At 68.8% G+C, this 20,259-nt stretch carries 20 protein-coding genes and 1 riboswitch; of the genes, 8 read left to right on the top strand and 12 right to left on the bottom strand.

Features of this window, described 5'->3' with window-relative positions; all coding sequences use genetic code 11:
* Nucleotides 1-13: 13 nt before the first annotated feature.
* The 7 genes from AC1DIP_RS03415 to hemE all read right to left on the bottom strand — a co-directional run bounded on the left by AC1DIP_RS03415 (nt 14) and on the right by hemE (nt 7,488).
* Entirely contained in the window at nt 14-880 is an 867-nt protein-coding gene (locus tag AC1DIP_RS03415; RefSeq protein WP_477732843.1) for a uroporphyrinogen-III synthase, read from the bottom strand.
* A 7-nt stretch (nt 881-887) separates the two neighbouring features.
* Complete coding sequence (hemC, locus tag AC1DIP_RS03410) at nt 888-1,874, bottom strand: hydroxymethylbilane synthase (RefSeq protein ID WP_476206158.1); 987 nt, start codon at nt 1,872-1,874, stop codon at nt 888-890.
* On the bottom strand, nt 1,871-3,115 hold the full coding sequence (locus tag AC1DIP_RS03405; protein ID WP_476206159.1) for a ferrochelatase: 1,245 nt from the start codon (nt 3,113-3,115) through the stop codon (nt 1,871-1,873). The genes hemC and AC1DIP_RS03405 overlap by 4 nt, the downstream gene beginning before the upstream one ends.
* Nucleotides 3,112-3,813 carry a hydrogen peroxide-dependent heme synthase gene (gene hemQ / locus AC1DIP_RS03400; RefSeq protein WP_476206161.1) on the bottom strand — a complete coding sequence of 234 codons (702 nt, stop codon included), beginning with the start codon at nt 3,811-3,813 and terminating at the stop codon, nt 3,112-3,114. Before hemQ ends, AC1DIP_RS03405 begins: the two co-directional genes overlap by 4 nt.
* Before the next feature lie 112 nt (nt 3,814-3,925).
* Nucleotides 3,926-4,798 (bottom strand): hypothetical protein, encoded by an 873-nt coding sequence (locus AC1DIP_RS03395; protein ID WP_477732842.1) that lies wholly within the window; start codon nt 4,796-4,798, stop codon nt 3,926-3,928.
* Nucleotides 4,799-4,938: 140 nt separating this feature from the next.
* On the bottom strand, nt 4,939-6,390 hold the full coding sequence (gene hemG / locus AC1DIP_RS03390) for a protoporphyrinogen oxidase (protein ID WP_477732841.1): 1,452 nt from the start codon (nt 6,388-6,390) through the stop codon (nt 4,939-4,941).
* A 3-nt stretch (nt 6,391-6,393) separates the two neighbouring features.
* Nucleotides 6,394-7,488 carry a uroporphyrinogen decarboxylase gene (gene hemE, locus AC1DIP_RS03385; protein ID WP_476206167.1) on the bottom strand — a complete coding sequence of 365 codons (1,095 nt, stop codon included), beginning with the start codon at nt 7,486-7,488 and terminating at the stop codon, nt 6,394-6,396.
* Between the two features lie 158 nt (nt 7,489-7,646).
* Between hemE and AC1DIP_RS03380 the strand changes: the two genes are divergently transcribed.
* A complete protein-coding gene (locus AC1DIP_RS03380) occupies nt 7,647-8,969 on the top strand; it encodes a glutamyl-tRNA reductase (RefSeq protein WP_477732840.1) in 1,323 nt (440 codons plus the stop codon).
* A 121-nt stretch (nt 8,970-9,090) separates the two neighbouring features.
* Here the strand turns inward: AC1DIP_RS03380 and moeB are convergent, their stop codons facing one another.
* Complete coding sequence (gene moeB / locus AC1DIP_RS03375; protein ID WP_477732839.1) at nt 9,091-10,290, bottom strand: molybdopterin-synthase adenylyltransferase MoeB; 1,200 nt, start codon at nt 10,288-10,290, stop codon at nt 9,091-9,093.
* An 85-nt stretch (nt 10,291-10,375) separates the two neighbouring features.
* Between moeB and AC1DIP_RS03370 the strand changes: the two genes are divergently transcribed.
* The 3 genes from AC1DIP_RS03370 (at nt 10,376) to AC1DIP_RS03360 (ending at nt 11,671) form a co-directional block, all read left to right on the top strand.
* Complete coding sequence (locus AC1DIP_RS03370) at nt 10,376-11,041, top strand: TetR/AcrR family transcriptional regulator (RefSeq protein WP_477732838.1); 666 nt, start codon at nt 10,376-10,378, stop codon at nt 11,039-11,041.
* Between the two features lie 62 nt (nt 11,042-11,103).
* Nucleotides 11,104-11,328: a DUF3107 domain-containing protein gene (locus AC1DIP_RS03365; RefSeq protein ID WP_159631504.1), complete on the top strand. Its 225-nt coding sequence runs from the start codon at nt 11,104-11,106 to the stop codon at nt 11,326-11,328.
* Nucleotides 11,329-11,368: 40 nt separating this feature from the next.
* A complete protein-coding gene (locus AC1DIP_RS03360; protein ID WP_141159911.1) occupies nt 11,369-11,671 on the top strand; it encodes a hypothetical protein in 303 nt (100 codons plus the stop codon).
* 73 nt (nt 11,672-11,744) lie between these two features.
* Here AC1DIP_RS03360 and AC1DIP_RS03355 read toward each other — a convergent pair whose 3' ends face one another.
* The 3 genes from AC1DIP_RS03355 to AC1DIP_RS03345 all read right to left on the bottom strand — a co-directional run bounded on the left by AC1DIP_RS03355 (nt 11,745) and on the right by AC1DIP_RS03345 (nt 14,096).
* Nucleotides 11,745-12,560 (bottom strand): thiazole synthase, encoded by an 816-nt coding sequence (locus AC1DIP_RS03355; RefSeq protein ID WP_477732837.1) that lies wholly within the window; start codon nt 12,558-12,560, stop codon nt 11,745-11,747.
* Nucleotides 12,561-12,564: 4 nt separating this feature from the next.
* The gene (thiS, locus tag AC1DIP_RS03350) at nt 12,565-12,801 is read right to left on the bottom strand and encodes a sulfur carrier protein ThiS (protein ID WP_141159909.1); all 237 of its coding nucleotides are present in this window, start codon (nt 12,799-12,801) and stop codon (nt 12,565-12,567) included.
* Nucleotides 12,798-14,096: an FAD-dependent oxidoreductase gene (locus tag AC1DIP_RS03345; protein WP_477732836.1), complete on the bottom strand. Its 1,299-nt coding sequence runs from the start codon at nt 14,094-14,096 to the stop codon at nt 12,798-12,800. The genes thiS and AC1DIP_RS03345 overlap by 4 nt, the downstream gene beginning before the upstream one ends.
* Nucleotides 14,089-14,207: riboswitch (TPP riboswitch) on the bottom strand. Its footprint overlaps the gene before it by 8 nt.
* Nucleotides 14,208-14,234: 27 nt before the next feature.
* On the opposite strand from AC1DIP_RS03345, the gene thiE reads away from it, so the two are divergent.
* From thiE to AC1DIP_RS03325, 4 genes are all read left to right on the top strand, one after another.
* On the top strand, nt 14,235-14,975 hold the full coding sequence (thiE, locus tag AC1DIP_RS03340) for a thiamine phosphate synthase (RefSeq protein ID WP_476206177.1): 741 nt from the start codon (nt 14,235-14,237) through the stop codon (nt 14,973-14,975).
* A gap of 39 nt (nt 14,976-15,014) precedes the next feature.
* A complete protein-coding gene (locus AC1DIP_RS03335; protein WP_476206179.1) occupies nt 15,015-16,493 on the top strand; it encodes an RNB domain-containing ribonuclease in 1,479 nt (492 codons plus the stop codon).
* A 290-nt stretch (nt 16,494-16,783) separates the two neighbouring features.
* Nucleotides 16,784-18,478 carry a DEAD/DEAH box helicase gene (locus AC1DIP_RS03330; protein WP_477732835.1) on the top strand — a complete coding sequence of 565 codons (1,695 nt, stop codon included), beginning with the start codon at nt 16,784-16,786 and terminating at the stop codon, nt 18,476-18,478.
* Between the two features lie 8 nt (nt 18,479-18,486).
* Complete coding sequence (locus AC1DIP_RS03325; protein ID WP_477732834.1) at nt 18,487-19,362, top strand: DNA-methyltransferase; 876 nt, start codon at nt 18,487-18,489, stop codon at nt 19,360-19,362.
* 10 nt (nt 19,363-19,372) lie between these two features.
* On the opposite strand, the gene AC1DIP_RS03320 is transcribed toward AC1DIP_RS03325, so the two are convergent.
* Nucleotides 19,373-20,221: a PHP domain-containing protein gene (locus AC1DIP_RS03320; protein ID WP_477732833.1), complete on the bottom strand. Its 849-nt coding sequence runs from the start codon at nt 20,219-20,221 to the stop codon at nt 19,373-19,375.
* Between the last annotated feature and the right edge of the window lie 38 nt (nt 20,222-20,259).

The following is a 20,259-nucleotide window of genomic DNA, read 5'->3' as shown; positions in this document are numbered from 1 at the left end:
GTGCCTGCCACTGTCAGGGCGGGCCGAGTGAGTTGGCCACCGCCACTACCAGGCCGTCCGGGGTGGGCTCAGCCGCCACCGCCGCAACGTCCAGGCCCAGGGCAGAGGCCTGTTCCGCCGTCGACCGTCCTATGGCCACCAGCCGGCAGCCGCCCAGCGGTCCCAGCGCGGCGATCCGGCGCACGGCGCTCGGGGACGCCGCGATCACAGCGTGAAGGCGTCCTGCGGCGATGTCAGCGGCGGCGGTTTGCGGTGTCAGGAGGGAGTACGACGACGGCCGGGGACCGGCGCCGCCGTCCTCCGCCTGCATGGCAAGCCGCCGTTCCGCTGCCGCTGGATAGTCGACAGTGCGGTAGGCAGTCACGGCGGTAACAGTGCCGCCCGCAGCTGCCAGGCCCTCAGACAGGGTGCCGGCGGCGATGTCCGCCTGGGGCAGCAGGATCCTGCCCCCTCCCGGCCAGACGGCGAGCAGCCCGGCGGCCGATTGTTCTCCGGGCGGGGTCAGTTCCACTGTGAGGCCGCCGGCTTCGAGGAGCCGCCGCGTTGCGGGACCGACGGCCGCTATCCGTGTCCCTCGCGGCACCAGCTGGCCCAGGCGCAGGCCACGCTCCGCCGCTTTTTCCATCAGGACGTGGACGGTGGTGGCGCTGCTGACCACCAGCCAGTCAAAGGCCGCAGCTGCGAGGGCGTCACAGGCGACGTCCAGCGCGTGCTGGTCAGGTGCCCGTTCGAAGTCGATGAGCGGCAGCAGCACCGGTTCCGCACCGGCTCCTGCCAGCGCCTCCACCAGGGCAGCCGAACGTTCCGGGCTGCGGGTCACCAGGACCCGGACGCCGCCGAGCGGAGTCCGGGGCGCGGTGCCGCTGGAAGGCTGCGTCATCGCCAGGTCAGGACGCCTGCAGGTCGGCGATGTCGGCGGCGCCTGCGGCAAGGAGAAGCTCAGCCAGTTCGATGCCCAGCAGGGTTGCCCCCACTTCCGTCAGCCCGTCGGTGGCCCGCTTGTCCCGCACGGTGGCGGTGCCGTCCACGGCACACACCACCGCTTCCAGGTGCAGCAAGCTGCCCTTGCGGTAGGCGTAGGCCCCAACGGGCGCTGCGCAGCCAGCTTCGAGCCGGGCCAGCAGGGCCCGTTCGGCGGTGACTGCGAGGCGGGTGTCAGGATCATCCAGCGCGGCCAAGGCCTGGGCCAGGACTCCGCCCGGGCCTGTTTTCGCAGGGGCGTCCGCCGTCCGGCATTCGATGGCCAGCGATCCCTGCCCCGCTGCGGGCAGCATCACGTCGGTTTCCAAAAATTCGGATACCACGTCCAGCCGGCCGATCCGCTCCAGGCCGGCTGCCGCGAGCACCACGGCATCCAGGTCGCACGATTTTCCGGGCACCACCTGGTCGGTGGAGTTGCCGGGCAGCCCGGGCACCCGGCCCAGTCGGGTGTCGACGTTTCCGCGGATGTCCACGATGTCCAGGTCAGCGCGGGCGGCCCGCAACTGGGCTGCGCGCCGGGGCGAACCGGTGCCGATGCGGGCCCCGGCGGGCAGGTCTGCCAGCTTGAGGCCGTCGCGGGCGCACAGGACGTCGCGGACGTCCACGCGCCGCGGGGTGGCGGCAAGGCTAAGCCCTACCGCGGCCCCGGTTGGCAGGTCCTTGAGGGAGTGCACGGCAACATCGCACTCATCGCGCAGCAGTGCATCGCGCAGGGCAGCAACAAACACGCCAGTGCCGCCCATCTGGGACAGCGATCCCGTCAGGACATCGCCATCCGTGCGGACGTGCACCAGTTCCACCGGGAAACCTCCGACGGCGGCCAACTGGTCGGCGGTTTGCTGGGTCTGGGTAAGCGCCAGCTTGCTGGCGCGGGTTCCAATCCGGACCGTCACGGCTGGGCCGTTTCCCCGGAGGCGCCGGACGGGTACGGGTCGTGGCCGGTACCCACAGTCGTGTCAGCCCCTGCGATGGTGGGCTTTTCGCCGCGGAAGTTGGCGCAGCATCCGGGACGGCAGACGTCGTACCAGGGCCCAAGATCCGTCAGGGCGGGGCGGTCGCTGATGTTGTTGGCCACCGTCCGTTCGCAGATCAGGTCCACCAGGCCGTCGACGAACTTGCGGTGTGTCCCGGGGGTGGGGACGCGGGTGGCGGCCAGGCCCAGGTTGGCGCAGGTTTCCATCGCTTCGGTGTCCAGGTCCCAGACAACTTCCATGTGGTCGCTGACGAAGCCGAGGGGAACGATGACGATGCCCTTGACGCCCTGGCCGGCCAGTTCCTCGATGGCATCGTTGATGTCCGGTTCAAGCCACGGCACGTGCGGGGCCCCGGAACGGGACTGGTACACCAGGGACCACGGCGCGGTCAGCCCGGACCCGCCCTGGACCCGCTCGATGACGGCGGCGGCGTTGGCCAGGTGCTGGGCAACGTACGCGGAGCCTTCCTCGAACGCGCGCGGCTCCCCCTCGGACCGGCCCGCAGCCTCGGCGTCCCGGGTGGGGATGGAGTGGGTGGCGAACAGGATGTGGATGGGTGCATCCGGGGTGCCGGCTTCGGCAAGCTTGGCGCGGACCTCCGCCAGGCCGGCGGCGGTTCCTTCGACGAACGGCTCGACGAAACCGGGGTGGTCGAAGTACTGGCGGACCTTGTCCACTTCGAGTTTGCCGTCCAGGCCGGTTTCGGTCAGCGCCATGCCGATGTCCTCGCGGTACTGGCGGCAGCTGGAGTAGCAGGAGTAGGCACTTGTGGTGAGCATCAGCACGCGGCGGTGCCCGGCGTCGTACGCCTCCTGCAGGGTCTGCGGGATGTACGGGGCCCAGTTGCGGTTGCCCCACAGCACGGGAAGCTCGATGCCGCGGGCAGCCAGCTCGGCTTCCAGCGCAGCCTTCAGCTCGCGGTTCTGCTGGTTGATGGGGCTGATGCCGCCGTTGGCGCGGTAGTGGTGCGAGACTTCCTCGAGCCGCTCGTCCGGGATCCCCCGGCCACGGGTGACGTTGCGGAGGAACGGGATGACGTCCTCCTGGCCTTCCGGGCCGCCGAAGGAGGCCAGCAGCACGGCGTCATAGCTCTTGGGGGCCATGCGTCCGGCCTCGGTCACGGGGTTGACTGCTGTGGCGGCCTGCTGCTCCGGGCTCATGCGAGGACCTCGGCAACCTCGTCCGCGGAGATGCGGCGTCCGGTGTAGAACGGCACTTCCTCCCGCACATGGTTGCGCGCCTCGGTGGCGCGGAGGTGCCGCATCAGGTCCACGAGGTCCACCAGTTCCGGCGCTTCCAGGCCCAGGATCCACTCCCAGTCGCCCAGGGCGAAGGAGGACACCGTGTTGGAAATGACCTGCGGGAAGTCACGTCCCAGCAGTCCGTGGTCGCGGAGCATCTTGCCGCGCTCGGCGTCCGGCAGGATGTACCACTCGTAGGACCGGACGAACGGGTAGACGCACAGCCATTCCGCCGGTGCGACGCCGCGGGAGTAGGCGGGGGTGTGGTTCTTGGCGAATTCGGCTTCGCGGTGGACACCCATGGCAGACCAGACGATCTCCGTGCCGGCGAAGAGGGTGCTGCGGCGGATGTCGCGGATGGCCTGCTGCAGCGCCTCCGGCTTGGGTCCGTGGAGCCACACCATGACGTCGGCGTCGGCGCGCATGGCCGAGACGTCGTAGCTGCCCCGGTGCGTGACACCGGCGGCGGCGAGACGCTCCAGCAGCGCTTCGAAGTCGGCGGCGGCATCCGCACTGCGGACCACTGACTCCGACCGCTTGAATACCGTCCAGAGGGTAAAGAACTGCTCGGCTGATTCTTCGGTTTTAGTGACAGATTCGGCAGAAGTGTGGCTCATGGATACAAGTTTGCCCCTTCCCTGCCCCCAAGGCGAAACCGAAGAGTTCTACAACTCGTAGAAGTGATCAAAGTCACCTTCCGGAGCCCGGCAGGCCGGCGCCCACGCCGACCTAGGGGCGGCGCATACGCAGGAATACCAGCCCGGCCGCGGCACCCACGCCAACCAGTCCGGCACCCAGCCATACCATGGCATCGGGCACGCCGGGCAGTGGCCCGGTCGAAGATACTGCCTGTCCCGGTCCTTCCGGTGCTCCAGCGGCCTGCGGCGCCCGCGTGGGCTGGGACTGGCGCGCGTTGATGGACAGCGACGTTGGCAGGGCGGGCCCCGGCGTGGAAACCGGGGCGGCGGCCGGCCCGTTGTCCCCCACGCCTGCAGTGTCCCCGGTCCCGGTGGCGTCGGTCCCCACACCGCCGCCGGCGGACGCTCCGCCGGCCCCCGGCACGGTAGCCTGCGTCGCGGACAATGCGGAAGGCCCCTCCCCTGCTCCGGGCGCCGCTGCAGCGGACGTGGCAACGGCCGCCGGAGTGGAGGCTCCTGCCGCTGCCAAAGGACCGGTTCCCGGGGCGGCCGCCGGCCCGGACGCTGCGGGAGACCCGGCCCGTCCCGAACCCGGGGAAGCGGTCGGCGTGGATGCGGCTGTTGTCTGCGGTCCGGGTGCCAGGGGCGTCCCGGAGGCCGTCGGGGCCGGCGAGGGAGTGGAGGTCGAGCCTGCCGACAGGGAAGCGGAAATCGTGGGAAGCAGCGAACCGGGCAACGGGAGCAGCGTCGAAGTGGTCCGGGGTGCCGGGGTTGCCGTTGCGGCCTGTTCTCCGCTGCCCTGTCCTCCGTGCCAGGCCGCGCCTTGTGCCGCCGGCTTTGGCGGAGGCGGGACCGCGTCGTCGGCCAAGGACGCCTGGACGCCGGTGGAAAGAACCAGTACCGCTCCGACGGCCGCTGCTGCGGTGCCGCGCCGGAGTCCCCCATGGATACCGGTCCGGGACATTGAAAGCTCGGACCTGTGTTGAACCATAGTCATCGACCCTAACCAGAAGGCTTGGCCGATTGGAAACTGGACGTGACTCCGTGCGGGGTGCCGTGCGGGTGCCGCGGGGCTGGGTTCGGCCGGCTGACCAGCAGGAATGCTCAGGTGGCGGTGAGTTGGGCGATTTGCGTGCGTGTGTCGGCCACCACAGCGGCCAGGCCGTTCCCGGCTACCCATCCGCCCACGACGGCCATCCCGCCGGCAGCGCTGCAGGCCTGCCGGATTCCGGCGGCCCGGGCACGGTGCCCCACGGCGGCAAAAGGCAGGGCTCCGCGCCACCGCACCACGTCCCAGCCCCGTATGTCCTCCCCCGCGACGTGGACGTTCAACAGCTCGGAAGCGTCGCGCAGGGCTGCGGTGAGCAGCTCATCATCCGTTTGCGGGCCGGAGGCCTGCCCGGACGCTCCATCCACGCGGCCATAGGAAAGGCGCACGACGTGGCGTCCCGGCCCGGCGGCAGCAGCCAGCCAATCCCACTTTCCAGTAGCATGCGTGAGCGCCTTCGCTTCTATCCCCGGCGTCTGCGGGGCAACCAGGATCCCGGTTCCGCGCGGCCGCGCGTCCAGCTCCGGTTTGTCCAGGACCAGGGTGACCAGCTTGACGTCGGGCCCGGAGGCTGGCTTTTTTCCAGAGATTGCCGGGACGGCCTGTTCCAGCAGTTCGACGGCGGCCGGTCCCTCCACGGCCATGACCAGCAGTGCGGCATCGTAGGCCGCCCCGGCGGCGTCGACCCGCCAGCCCCCGGGGGTGCGGGAGACGGCCGTCGCGGCAGTGCCCGGCACAAGGACCACACCGCGGCGCAGGAGATCGGCCACCAGGGCGTCCACCAGGGTGTGCATGCCGCCTTCGAGCCCGGCGACGGCGGACCCGGCTTTTGCGGGCTGGCCGGGCTGCTGCGGCTGCCCGGGTGTGCCCGTACGGCGCCGCTGCGCCGAGACTGCGGCAGCGAGGGATCCGTGTTGCCGCAGCCCGGCGCGGAGGCCGGGAGCCACCATGTCGACGTCGAGCAGGCCGGGATCGGCGGAGTGGACGCCGCCCACTACCGGGGAGACCAGGCGTTCCAGCACCCGCGATCCCATTCGGGCCCGTACCAGCGCAGCGACGCTGGTGACGCCCGCGCCGGCCCCGACAGAGGCGGGCAGGAGCCGGTCCACGGAGGCGCGCAGCGAGCCGAGGATGCCCAGGGTGCGCCGCACCTCGGGGTCCCAGGGATTGGCGGGAATGCCCAGGACGCCGGTCCTGGGCAGCTCCCGTGGCCCGTCCGGAAGCTGCACCCAGGCGCCTCCGGGGCGCGGGGGAACGATCTTCCCGCCGAGCCCGAGTTCCGCGCAGAGCCGGGCGACGGCGTCGGACCTGGTGGCGAAGGACTCGGCGCCGCTGTCAAGGATGAGCCCGGCCACCGTGTGGCTGCCCACGCAGCCGCCCCATGCCGTCCCGGACTCCAGGACGGTCACCTCATGGCCGGCTGCTGAGAGTTCCCGGGCGGAGAGCAGCCCGGAGATCCCGCCGCCCACCACCAGCGCCTTGCCGGGTGTTGCCGGGGTGCCGCCCACGGTTTAGGCCGGAGAGATGGAGTGGATGAGCTCCACTACCCGGGTGAGGACGTCAGGGTCCGTCTCGGGCGGTACGCCATGCCCCAGGTTCAGGACGTGGCCGGGGGCTGCGGAGCCGGCGGCGATGACCTCGCGGACGTGCGCTTCAAGGATGTCCCAGGGAGCTGCAAGCAGCGCGGGGTCGATGTTTCCCTGCAGGGGTACTGTCCCGCCGAGGCGGCGGTTTGCTTCATCCAGCGGCAGCCGGTAGTCAACGCCCACCACGTCCACTCCCACGTCCCGCATGGCCACGAGGAGTTCGGACGTGCCGGTGCCGAAGTGGATGAGCGGGGCGCCCAGGTGGCGGACATGGTCCAGGGCACGGGCCGACGCCGGGGCAACGAATTTGGTGTAGTCGGCCAGTCCCAGGGAGCCCGCCCAGGAGTCGAAGAGCTGCGCGGCGGAGGCTCCGGCCTCCAGCTGCGCCTGGAGGAACATGCCCGAGGCGTCGGCGGCCCAGTTGGCCAGCGCGTTCCACGTCTCCGGGTCGGCGTGCATCATGGTCCGTGGGCCCAGGTGGTCGCGGGAAGGCTTTCCTTCCACCATGTAGGCGGCCAGGGTGAACGGTGCCCCGGCGAAACCGATCAGGGGTGTCTTGCCCAGTTCGGCCACCGTGAGGCGGACTGCTTCGCGGATGGGTTCCAGGGCCTCCCACGTCAGCTGCGGCAGGGCCGCGACATCGGCCGCAGTGCGCACGGGCTTATCAAGGACCGGCCCCACCCCGGGCACAATGTCCACGCCCACGCCGGCAAGCTTCAACGGGATGACAATGTCCGAAAAGAAGATCCCGGCGTCCACGTCATGCCGGCGGACGGGCTGGAGCGTGATCTCGGAGGCCAACTCCGGCCGGAGGCAGGAATCCAGCATGGCGATTCCCTCGCGCACCTTCAGGTATTCCGGCAGCGAGCGGCCGGCCTGCCGCATGAACCAAACGGGACGGCGGGACGGCTTGCCGCCGCGGTAGGCCGTGATCAGCGGGGAGTCTGCTGTGCGGCCGTCCATCAGTGGATGGTCTGCGGCGAGGGCGCCGGCAGCGGAGACGGCAGGGCTAGGAGTCATGCCTTTGATTGTGCCCAAAAAGAGCCGCAAAAGATAACGACAACCTGTCGCTGGAGTCCCGGAATTCCGGGAGGTGGCGGGGATCACGCAGCACTGTGGCGACTATCCTTTGCGATGGTTGTTCTACCCGGCAACGAAAAAGCTATGATTGGTCTGCTGTGGTTCTTTTCTCATTGGTGGCTACACACGCCGACATCGATCTTGAAACCGTTGCTCAGTTGAGCAACGGTTCCTCCGGGATTGCCGCTTCCGCTCTCACCGAATCACCCGCCGTCGCCGGCGCGGTGGTCCTGGCGACGTGCAACCGTTATGAGATCTACGGCGAGGCCGCGAATCCGAACGATGTTGAAGCAGCCCGGGCAGCCCTCGTCTCGCGGATCAGCGAGGCCAGCGGGCTGGCAGAACCCCTCGTGTCCCGCTCCTTCAGCACCCGCACCGGGCCCGAGGTGACCCAGCACCTTTTTGCCGTCAGCGCGGGGCTGGACTCCGCCGTCGTCGGTGAGCGCGAGATCGCCGGGCAGGTCCGCCGCGCCCTCATCACCGCACAGCACGACGGTACTGCCAGCGCCGGACTCGTCCGGCTGTTCCAGGCCGCGTCCAAAACCGCCAAGGACGTGGGCGCGCAGACTGCTTTGGGTTCGCGGGGCCTGTCCATCGTTTCGGTGGCCCTGGACCTGGCCACCGACCTTTCCGAAGACCCGGACTGGTCAACCAAGAAGGTTGTCCTGTTCGGAACCGGCGCGTACGCCGGCGCCACCATGGCCCTGCTGCGGGAGCGCGGCTGCACGGACATCTCCGTTTTCTCCTCCTCCGGCCGGGCCGAAGGGTTCGTGGCTTCCCGCGGCGGTTCGGCCCTGGACGTGGAGTCTCTGCGCCCGGCGGTGGCTGCCGCCGACGTCATGATCGGCTGCAGCGGCTCGGACACCCGGGTCGAGGCCGATGAACTGGCCCAGGTCCGCGCGGAGTCGCCGCAGCCGCTGATCGCCATCGACCTGGCGCTCACCCACGACTTCGATCCCGCCGTCGGCGAACTGGACGGCGTTGAACTGCTGACCCTGGAATCGGTGCGCCTGGCTGCCCCGCAGGAGCAGGCGGAATCCCTGACCCAGGCCAGCGGCATCGTCAAGGGCGCGGCCAAGGCCTTCGAACAGGAGCGCGAAGCCCGCTCCGTGGACTCCGCCATCGTGGCCCTGCGGCGCCACACCATGAACGTGCTGGACGCGGAGATGGAAAAGGTCCGTGCCCGCCACGGATGCACGGCCGCCGCTGAAGAAGTCGAGTTCGCGCTGCGCCGCATGGTCAAGCAGTTGCTGCACGTGCCCACCGTCCGCGCCCGCGAACTCGCGGCGAACGGCCAGCAGGACGACTACGTGGCGGCCCTGGAGGCACTGTACGGCATCACCGTCGAGCAGCCCGGCACCGCCCCTGCAGCGGCCGAGGCCGAGTGCCCCGTGGACCACAAGGGCCGCGAGACTGCCTGAGGTTCTCCCTCCCCGACGCCCCATCACCATTTGCCCCTAAATCGGAAACGCCCCATCACTTTCTTCAGGGAAGTGATGGGGCGTTTCTTAAAAAGCCGCCAAAGGTGATGGGGCGTCCGGGTCAGTAGACCGGCTTCTGGGGTTCGACGTCGCGCACCCAGGCCAGGATCCCGCCGTCGAGATGGCTGACCCGCTGGTAGCCGGCTTCCCGGGCGGCCGCCAGCACGTTCGCGGACCGTGTACCGGCCTTGCAGTGGAACACGATGTCCCGGTCCTGCGGAAGTTCCTCCCAGGCCTCGCCGGCCAGGATGCGTCCCTGCGGAATCAGTTTGGCTCCGTCGATCCGGACGATGTCGTACTCCCCCGATTCCCTGACGTCCACCAGTTCGAAGTCCTTGAGCCCGGCCTTGCGCGAGGCCAGCATGGTGGCGAGTTGGGTGGCGGTGACCGTGTGTTCGGTGTCCGACGCGGCGGCCGGGGCGATGCCGCAGAAGGCCTCGTAGTCGGTGAGTTCGGTAATGGGGTCGGCGGCCGGGTCCTTCGACACTCGGATTTCACGCCAACTGCCGCCCAGCGCGTCAAACAAGGCCACGCGGCCCAGCAAGGAGCGCCCGACGCCGGTGATCAGCTTCACCGCTTCGGTCACCATGAGCGATCCCACGGCGGCGCACAACATGCCAAAGACCCCGCCCTCGCCACAGGACGGGACGGAACCGGCAGGCGGGGCCTCCGGGTACAGGTCCCGGTAGGTGGGTCCGTGCTTCTCCCAGAACACGCTGACCTGGCCGTCGAAACGGAAGATGGAGCCCCACACGTAGGGCTTGCCCAGGATGGCGGCGGCATCGTTCACCAGGTAACGGGTGGCGAAGTTGTCGGCTCCGTCAAGAATGAGGTCGTACCCGCTGAACAGCTCCAGGGCATTGGATGAGTCCAGGCGCACATTGTGCAGCCGGACGTCCACCAGCGGATTCAGCTCGGCAATGGCATCGCGCGCCGATTCGATCTTGGGGCGGCCCACGTCGCTGACGCCGTGAATCACCTGGCGCTGCAGGTTGCTCAGGTCCACGACGTCGTCGTCGATGATTCCGATCGTTCCCACACCGGCCGCGGCGAGGTAGAGCAGCGCGGGTGCCCCCAGTCCGCCGGCGCCGATCACCAGCACCTTGGCGTTCTTGAGCCGCCGCTGCCCGAGGGCGCCGATCTCGGGAATGATCAGGTGCCGGGAGTATCGTTCGACCTCGGCGGGTGTCAGGTCGGCGGCCGGTTCCACCAGGGGATCCAGGGAGGGTGACGCAACATTTGCGGTGAAAGACGAAGCCATACTTCAATGTATGCCCCGGGATACCGCCGGGTCATATTACCCCGCAGTAAAGTGAAGGGTAACTGCAATGGAAAGAAGGACAACTGTGGTCCCTGAAGCACGGGCTGACCGTCCGACCTCCGCCGCACCCCAAACTCCCTCCCGCCCCGCAGGCCAGCGGTCCGCCCGGCTGCCCCGGGATGAGCGCCGCGCACAACTCCTCGCTGCGGCCCAGGAGGTGTTCGTAGCCAACGGCTACCACGGCGCTGCGATGGATGAGATTGCAGAAACCGCCCATGTGAGCAAACCGGTGTTGTACCAGCACTTTCCTTCCAAGCGCGACCTCTACCTCGCCCTGCTGGAAAGCCACTTGGCCTCACTGACCGAACTGATGCTGGGCGCCCTGAACTCCACCACGGACAACGATGAACGCGTCCAGGCAGTCATGCGCGCCTATTTCCACTTCATCGCCAATGACGACCAGGCCCACCGCCTGGTGTTCGAGTCCGACCTGATTAACGACCCCGATGTCAGTTCGCGGCTGGAAACGTTCAACCGGACCTTCGCCGACGCCATTGCCCGGGTCATTGGGGAGGACACCAAGCTGCCCCATCTGGAAGCGCAGCTCCTGGGCCGGGGCCTGGCCGGAATGGCGCAGGTCAGCGCCCGGTACTGGCTGGAAACGGACGGCAACCTGGACCTCGATGTGGCCAGCGACCTCATCTACCGTTTAGCTTGGCGCGGAATCTCTCGCTTCCCCAAAGAGTCCTAGACTACAAATAAGACAACACCTCGTAGAGAAACACGAGAACTTTCACAGGCTGGGAGGCCCCCTTGGAGATTAAGATCGGCGTTCAGAACGTTGGCCGCGAAATCGTGCTGGAATCAACCCAGGATGCGGAGACTGTGGCCAAGGTTGTTGGCGAAGCCATTAACGAGGGCAGCGAGCTGCGCCTGAAGGATGACAAGGGACGCCTGATCATTGTTCCGGGCAACGCGCTTGCCTACGTGGAAATCGGTGCCGAAGAGGTCCGCCGCGTAGGTTTCGGCCAGTTCTAGTCGCGGCCTGCTGCAGGCCTGCCGTTCTTCAAGGAGATCCATGCTTTCGCTGACCATCGTGGTGCTGGCAACCGTCGCGGCAGGCTTCGTCGTCTGGGCCAATGACAAGCGGCACTCCAAATACGGCGCGGCGTTGCCGGCCGGTGTTGCCGTGGGCGTCGCGGCGTTGGCCTGGATCATCCTGATGACCGCGGGCTTCGGCTACCTGCCGGGAACCACCTGGCTTCCCTGGGTCCTGCCGATGGTCCTGGGCGTCGCCGCGGCCATCGCCGCCGTCGTCTACCTGGGCCGCACCCGTGCCCGGCGCGATACGGAACGCCTGACTGTCATCCTGCGGCGCTGACCACCTGCAGGGCAGGACATACGCGTGTGGCCACCACCCGGCAGGGTGGTGGCCACACGCGTATGTCCCGGTGTCAAAGGAACTCCGCCCGGCCTTCCATCGCGGACGAGGCCAGGGCATGCTCCCGTCGCGGGATGCGCCCGGCTGCCCGGGCCATCCTGCCGGCGAGCACTGCATGCTTGAACGCCTCCCCCATGAGTGCGGGGTTCTGCGCCCGCGTCACGGCCGTGGCGAGCAGGACGGCGTCGCAGCCCAGCTCCATGGCCAGGGCCGCGTCCGATGCCGTGCCGATGCCGGCGTCCAGCACCACCGGCACCGAGGCACGGGACACGATGAGCTCGATGTTGTGCGGGTTCAGGATTCCCAGGCCGGTGCCGATCGGGGCTCCGAGCGGCATGACGGCGGTGGCGCCCAGGTTCTCCAGCCGCAGGGCAAGTACGGGGTCGTCGTTGGTGTAGGCGAAGACCTTGAACCCCCGGTTGACCAGCTGCTCCGTGGCGTCCACCAGTTCCACGGCATCGGGCAGCAGGGTCTGCTCATCGGCAATGACTTCCAGCTTCACCCAGTCGGTCTCCAGCGCCTCCCGGGCAAGCTCCGCCGTGAGGACGGCATCCCTGGCCGTGAAGCAGCCTGCAGTGTTGGGCAGCACGCGGATCCCGTGGTCCACCAACAGCTGGAACAGCGAGCCGGTTTCCGCGGTGGAGTACCGGCGCATGGCCACGGTGGTCAGGGCGGTGCCGGAGGCCAGGAGTGCAGCGCCCAGGCCGTCCAGGCTGGGTGCCCCGCCGGTGCCCATGATCAGCCGGGATCCGAGGGCGACGCCGTCAATCACCAGGGCGTCGGCGGCGCCGGGATTCCCGGCCGGGTTGATGGTGCTGGTTTCGGTCATGGTGTCAGCCTCCCTGTACTGCCGTGACAAGTTCAATGTCGTCGCCCTCGGCGAGCGCCGTGGCGAACCATTGGCTCCGCGGCACCACCTGGGCATTATGGGCGACGGCGACCCCCAGCTTCCCGCCGTCCGTCGCCTGGCCGTTGGGTGCCAGCGGGCGTCCGGTGACCTGGCTGACGAGCGTGGTGATGGAGGTGCCGTCCGCCACCGTGTGGGTGTTTCCGTTCAGGGTGATGTTCACGCTGTCTCCTTGATGTGGTGGTTTGTGCCGGCGGCGGCCGGACGCGAGAAGCGCTCCGGGCTGAAAGGCGCCCAGCGCGGGTCGGCATGCCCCTCCAGCAACCCGGCGCAGATGGCCGCGGCCGCGGGAGTGAGCAGCACCCCGTGCCGGAAGAACCCGGTGGCGATGATGAGTCCCGGGACGTGCCCGGCCTGATTGCCGGCGGATCCGTCGGCCGCCGGCACACGGCCCAGCAGCGGTGCATTGTCGGGGGTTCCGGGCCGGGCCCGGGCGGTGCACTCGAGCAGTTCCAGTTCGGCGACGGCGGGAACCAGCGCCTGGGCATCGCGCAGCAGCTGGTAGACGCCTCCGGCGCTCACGGCATCGGACAGGGCGTCCTCGCGCTGGGTGGCTCCGATGACCACGGTTCCGTCCTGCCGGGGAACGATGTAGACGGGGACGCCGTGCACCAGCCCGCGCACGGTGGACGTCACCAGGGGCTGGAGGTGAGGCGGAACGGCGAGGCGGAGGATGTCGCCGTGTACCGGGCGCAGGGGCAGGTCGAGGCCGCCGGGCAGGCCGCCAAGGTCCCCTGCCTGCAGGCCGTTGGCCACAATGGTCTCCGTTGCCAGGACGGTGCCGCCACCGGCAAGGGAGGTGCCGACGACGCTTCCGCCCTCCCACAGCAGTCCGCCAGCCCGGTCCGGCACGGCATACCCATCCACCGCCCCTGCCGCGGCCAGGCCAGGCTTCCCGCGGACGGCGCCGGCGAGGGCCCGCCGCAGGGCAGCCACCAGGCGGCGCGGATCTACCTGGTGGTCCGCGGGAGTGTCCAGGGCGCAGGCGATGGCGGGGCTGAGGAGCGGCTCGCGTTGGCGGGCTTCCCTCACCGTCAGGGGTTCCACGGCAAGTCCGTTGGCCTGCTGTACGGCGCGGAGGTCCATCAGGGCGCGGCGGTCCGCGGCGTCGGCACCCACGGCGAGTGTCGGCGTCGTCAGGTATCCGGAATCCGCGCCGGTGGCTCCTGCGATGCCTGCGGCGAAACCGGGCCAGCGGGAGGACGCGTCAAGCATCAGTTCCAGGAGGTCCTCCTCCTGGTAGTGCAGTTCGCTGACGGGGGCCAGCATCCCTGCGGCGGCCCAGCTTGCGCCGCTTCCGGGTGCGTCATCGATCAGGGCCACGGAGCGGCCGGAGCACTGCGCCTCCCAGGCGATGCCATGGCCCACCACCCCGCCGCCGATGACGGCGACGTCTGCGTGGACCGTGGAACGGGGAGCACCGGGCGGCCCGGCGCGATGGTCAACGGGGGTGCTCATATGGTTCCTTCCCTACGCCGGCATTAACCGGATCAGGTCAAGCGGTCGGCTCTGACGCCCTCTCAGCCCGGCGCTTTGTGACAGCTGCCGCGGGCTCCCGCAGTACCAGCCCAGTTTAGAGGAACTAGGCTTGCAGGCATGAATGTGTCCGCTTCCTCCCTGCCCCCGGGCCCCCACGCTCCAGCAATCCCGGCCGGCACGGCCGAAGTTGCCAACGCGGGCCACAACGATGCCCTGAAGGCAGCCCGCCTGTACCTGTGCACCGATGCGCGCGCTGCGCGCGGCGACTTTGCGGAGTTCGTGGACGCCGCGTTTGCCGGGGGCGTGGACATCATCCAGCTGCGCGACAAGACCATCGAGGCCGCCGAGGAACTGGACCTCCTGGCGGCCTTGAAGGAGACGGCGGTGCGGCACGGGAAACTCTGGGCCGTCAATGACCGCGCCGATATCGCCGTGCTGTCCGGGGCACCGGTGTTCCACATCGGCCAAAAGGACCTTCCGCTGGCTGCGGCGCGCACCCTGGTCAACGGCAACGCCGCCATCGGCCTCTCCAGCCACACCACGGGCCAGGTCGACGCGGCCCTCGCGGCAACCGGCGGCCCGTCCGGTCTGGACTATTTCTGCGTGGGGCCGGTGTGGGCCACACCCACCAAACCCGGCAGGGCCGCCGTCGGGCCTGAACTGGTGCAGTACGCCGCCGGCGCCTCCGGGCAGGCCGGGGATCCCGTCCCGTGGTTTGCCATCGGCGGCATCGACCACGGAAACGTCCGCGAGGTGGTGGAGGCCGGTGCCCGCCGCATCGTGGTGGTGCGCGCCATCACAGAGGCCCCCGACCCCGCAGCAGCCGCAGCCTCGCTCCTCGGCGCGCTGGACGGCTGAGCCTGCATAATCCCGGGACTTGGGGCTACGCTGAATTTTGTGTCACATCATCGGTTGGCCCCCAACGTCCATGACCACAGGAACGCCCTGGAAGAGGCGTTGGGCCTGCTGCGGACCGAGCTTGAGCTGCCGGGCCCGTACCCTGCCGACGCTGTGGAAGACGCCCGGGCCGCCGTCGCGGCGTTGAAGCTGCCTTCCTACGACCTGACCGCCGTCGAATTCGTCACCATCGATCCGGCATCCTCCACGGACCTGGACCAGGCAGTCTTCATCGAACCCGACGGCAACGGCTACCGCGTCCTGTACGCCATCGCCGACGTCCCTGCATTCGTTGCACCGGGTGGCCCGCTGGACGCCGAAACCCGGCGCCGCGGCCAGACGTTCTACGCCCCGGACGGGCGGATCCCGCTGCATCCGGAGGTGATCAGCGAGGGGGCCGGGAGCCTGCTCCCGGGCCAGGAGTGTTCGGCTTTCGTCTGGGACTTCACGCTCGACGGCGACGCGACGGTGCTGAGCGTGGGTGTCCGGCGGGCGCGGATCCGCAGCCGCGACAAGCTCAGCTACAAGGGCGCCCAGGCCGACCTCGACGCCGGGACCGCCCCTCCCGTCCTTCGGCTGCTCCGCGAGGTGGGACTGAAGCGGGTGGCACTGGAACGGGCGCGTGAAGGCGCCAGCCTGAACATGCCCGAGCAGGAAATCGTCCAGCTGCCGGACGGCGGCTACCGGATCGACGCCGTTCCGCAGCTTCCTGTCGAGGACTGGAACGCCCAGATTTCGTTGATGACCGGAATGGCCGCCGCGCAGCTCATGCTGGAGGGCAAAGTGGGCATCCTGCGCACCATGCCCGCCCCTGACGAACGGTCGCTGCGGCACTTCCGGCTGCAGACCGAGGTGCTCGGCAGGCCTTGGGACGGGCAGGTCAGCTACGGCGAATACCTGCGGTCGCTCGATCCCACCGACCCGCGCCAGTTGGCCATCATGCATTCGGCCGGGATGCTGTTCCGCGGCGCGTCCTACACCGCCTTCGATGGCACCGTCCCCGAGGACGGCATCCAGTCCGCCATCGGCGCCGCCTATGCCCACACCACAGCGCCGCTGCGCCGCCTGGTGGACCGGTTCGTGCTGGTCATCTGCGAGGCCCTGAGCAACGGCGGCGATGTTCCCGGCTGGGCGCGCGAAGCCCTGCCCCTGCTTCCGGGCATCATGGCGGGATCGGACCAGCTGGCGTCAAGGATGGAGCGCCTGGCCCTGGATACCGTGGAAGCGGCACTGCTGCTGAACCACATCGGGCAGGAGTTCGATGCGATCGTCATTTCCGGGTCGAAGCCGCAGAACGGGAACGGCAACGGGAATGGCAAGAACGGCAATGGAAACGGCAGTTCGGGAATTATCCAGGTTGCCGAACCGGCCGTGACCGCACGGTGCGCCGGCGAGCTGGAGTCCGGCACCAAGGTCCGGGTACGGCTGGTTTCCTCCGATATCACCACCCGGCAGATCCACTTCGAGCTCGTTTCCTGAGCGGCAGGCGGCTCCCAAGGCGGGCCGAAACCGTGTTTTTGAGCCCTTACGGCTAGACTGGAGGGGTAGAACTGGATGCCCGGTCGTTGATTTCCTTGATTTGAAACCAACAAGCCCGCCCCTACGCGATCTTGAGAAGTACCCGTTGGTCACCAGTGCCAACATTAGATAGCCCGCGATCGGCTTCCACTGGAATCGCTTGCGCGCCTGAGCGTGCTCCGGAGCGGCCAGCCTTGGCCGGCCCGTTGAGCAGGCAGCGCCATTGCCCAAATGAATAAGGAAACTCCCCTGTGAGTGAATTGCATACCCACCAGCTCCTCAGCGATGTGTCCGGCACGGAAACCATCGAGCCGGAAGAAACCATCATCTCGGACGAAAAGCCGCACGAGATCGCGGAGAAGTCCTTCGCCGACTACAACGTCCGCGCCGACATCGTCGAGTCCCTGGCCGACGCCGGCATTACCCACCCCTTCCCCATCCAGGCCATGACCCTGCCGGTGGCACTGGGCGGCCATGACATCATTGGCCAGGCCAAGACCGGTACCGGCAAGACCCTGGGCTTCGGCATTCCGGCGCTGCAGCGCGTGATCGGACAGGATGACCCGGGTTACGCCAAGCTGGCTGTGCCGGGGGCACCGCAGGCCCTGGTGATCGTCCCCACCCGCGAACTGGCCGTGCAAGTGGCCAGTGACCTGCAGACGGCGTCCCGCAAACGCAACGCCAGGATCACCACCATTTACGGTGGCCGGGCGTACGAGCCGCAGGTCGAGGCGCTCAAGCAGGGTGTTGAGGTAGTGGTTGGCACTCCCGGGCGCCTGATCGACCTGTACAAGCAAAAGCACCTGAGCCTGAAGAACGTCAAGCTCGTGGTCCTCGACGAGGCCGACGAAATGCTGGACCTCGGCTTCCTGCCGGACGTTGAGACCCTCATTGCCGGCACGCCTGCCGTCCGCCAGACCCTCCTGTTCTCGGCCACTATGCCCGGCCCCGTCATTGCCATGGCCCGCCGCTACATGACCCAGCCGACCCATATCCGTGCGGCGGATCCGGAGGACGAGGGCCTGACCAAGCGGGACATCCGCCAGCTCATTTACCGGGCACACAGCATGGACAAGACCGAGGTGGTGGCCCGCATCCTGCAGGCCCGTGGCCGCGGACGCACCATCATCTTCACCAAGACCAAGCGCACTGCTGCCAAGGTGGCCGAGGAACTGGTGGACCGCGGCTTCGCGGCCGCCGCCATCCACGGTGACCTGGGCCAGGGCGCCCGCGAGCAGGCATTGCGCGCGTTCCGCAACAACAAGGTTGACGTCCTGGTGGCCACGGACGTGGCTGCCCGCGGCATCGACGTCGATGACGTGACCCACGTGATCAATTACCAGTGCGTGGAAGACGAAAAGATCTACCTGCACCGGGTGGGCCGTACCGGCCGCGCCGGCAACAAGGGCACCGCCGTCACTTTCGTTGACTGGGACGACATGCCGCGCTGGGCACTGATCAACAAGGCCCTCGGCCTGAGCGTCCCGGAGCCCGTGGAAACCTACTCGTCCTCGCCGCACCTGTACATCGATCTTGATATTCCCGAGGGCACCAAGGGCCGCCTTCCCCGCGACAAGAGGACCCTTGCCGGTGTCGACGCCGAGGTACTCGAAGACCTGGGCGAAACCGGCAAGAAGAACAGCCGTGGCGGCCGCGACTCAGACCGGTCACGCGACCGTGACGGGCGGGGCCGCGGAAGGGCCGACTCCGGCAAGGGCGGCAGCCGCGAAGGCGGCCGCAGCAGCGACTCGGCTGGCCGCTCAGGCGAGCGCCGTCGTCGTACCTCGACTCCGGAGACCGCGCCTGCCGGCGAGGCCGCCGCACCCGCAGCCGACGGCGAAAAGCCGAACCGTGCCCGCCGTACCCGCACCCGCACCCGCCGCCGCAACGGCGAAGTGGTGGCCGGCGCGGACAACAGCAGCCAGCCCGGCACCTCCGAGGCCTAACCGCCCTGATGAGTGACACTGATTGGGCGCCGGACGGCGGCAGCCTGGTGGTGCACGCGGACAACGCGGCGTACCTCCCGACGCTGCCGGACGGCGCCTTCACGCTGATCTACGTGGACCCGCCCTTCAACACGGGCCGGCCGCAGCAGCGCCAGGAAACCCGGATGGTGGTGAACGCCGGCGGCAGCGGGGACCGGGTCGGCTTCAAGGGCCGTTCCTACGACACCATCAAGGGCGCCCTGCACCGCTACGATGACGCGTTCAGCGACTACTGGTCCTTCCTGGAACCCCGGCTCGTGGAGGCGTGGCGGCTGCTGGCCGACGACGGCACCCTGTACCTGCACCTGGATTACCGCGAGGTGCACTATGCCAAGGTGATGCTGGACGCCATCTTCGGCCGGGAATGCTTCCTGAATGAGATCATCTGGGCCTACGACTATGGCGCCAGGGCGAAGAACCGGTGGCCCACCAAGCACGACAACATCCTGGTGTACGTGAAGAACCCGGCGAAGTACCACTTCGACAGCGCCGAGGTGGACCGTGAACCCTACATGGCGCCGGGCCTGGTGACACCTGCCAAGCGGGAACTGGGCAAGCTGCCCACCGACGTCTGGTGGCACACCATCGTCTCTCCCACCGGCAAGGAGAAGACCGGCTACCCGACGCAGAAGCCGGAGGGCCTGGTCCGGCGCGTCGTCGCCGCTTCGTCCCGGCCCGGTGACTGGTGCCTGGACTTTTTTGCCGGCTCCGGCACCCTTGGCGCAGTTGCCGCCAAGCTCGGCCGGAAGTTCGTGTGCGTGGACCAGAACCAGCCGGCCATCGACATTATGGCCAAGCGGCTGGGTGCGCACGCCACGCTGACCTCATTCCTGCCGGCCGGCTAGCTGTCTTGCCCTAGGGCCGGACGACGGCAGCTCCCGTGCCCTGTTCCTCGATCCGCGCCAGCATGTCCGGGGCCGTGAGGTTTTCGCCGAGCAGGTTGGGCTTGCCGGTGCCGTGGTAGTCGGAGGAACCTGTGACCAAAAGGCCATGCCTGGCAGCGAGCCTGCGCAGGAAGTCCCGGCCCTCTTCCGGATTGTCCCGGTGGTCGATCTCCAGGCCGGCCAGGCCTGCGTCGATCATCTCCCGATAGGTCCGCTCCCCCACGATCCGCCCCCGGGCTGAGGCCACGGGATGGGCAAAGACGGGCACGCCGCCGGCGGCGCGGACAAGTTCGACGGCGGTGGCCGGGTCCGGTGCGTAGTGCGGGATGAAGTAGCGGGACCGGGAGGTGAGGATGGAGGCGAACGCCTCGGAACGGTCCTCGACCACGCCCGCGGCGACGAGGGCGTCGGCGATGTGCGGCCGGCCGAGGGTGGCGCCGGGCGCGACGTGGTGGATTACGTCGTCCCAGGTGAGCGGGTAGTCCTCGGCGAGGATGGTGACCATGCGTTCGGCGCGGGTCAGGCGGGAGTCCTTCGCCTTGGTGATTTCCTCGAGGAGCCCGGGATGGGTGGGGTCGTGCAGGTAGCACAGGAGGTGGACACTGATGCCTTCCTCGGTCCGGCAGGAGACTTCCATGCCCGGTACCAGGGCCACTCCGTACGTAGCCGCGGCGGCGGTGGCTTCCGCCCAGCCCGCGGTTGAATCATGGTCCGTCAGGGCCACCACGTCCAGTCCCGCGCGGGCAGCAGAGGCCATGACATCGGCCGGGGTCTCGGTGCCGTCGGAGACGTTGGAGTGGGCATGCAGGTCAATCCTCACTTATCCAGCGTAGTGGACTGGGGACAGGAGCCCGGGGA

The organism is Pseudarthrobacter sp. 05T312 (assembly GCF_056396685.1).
Note: the sequence above shows the minus strand (reverse complement) of the source record. Positions and strands in the feature narration are given on the sequence as shown.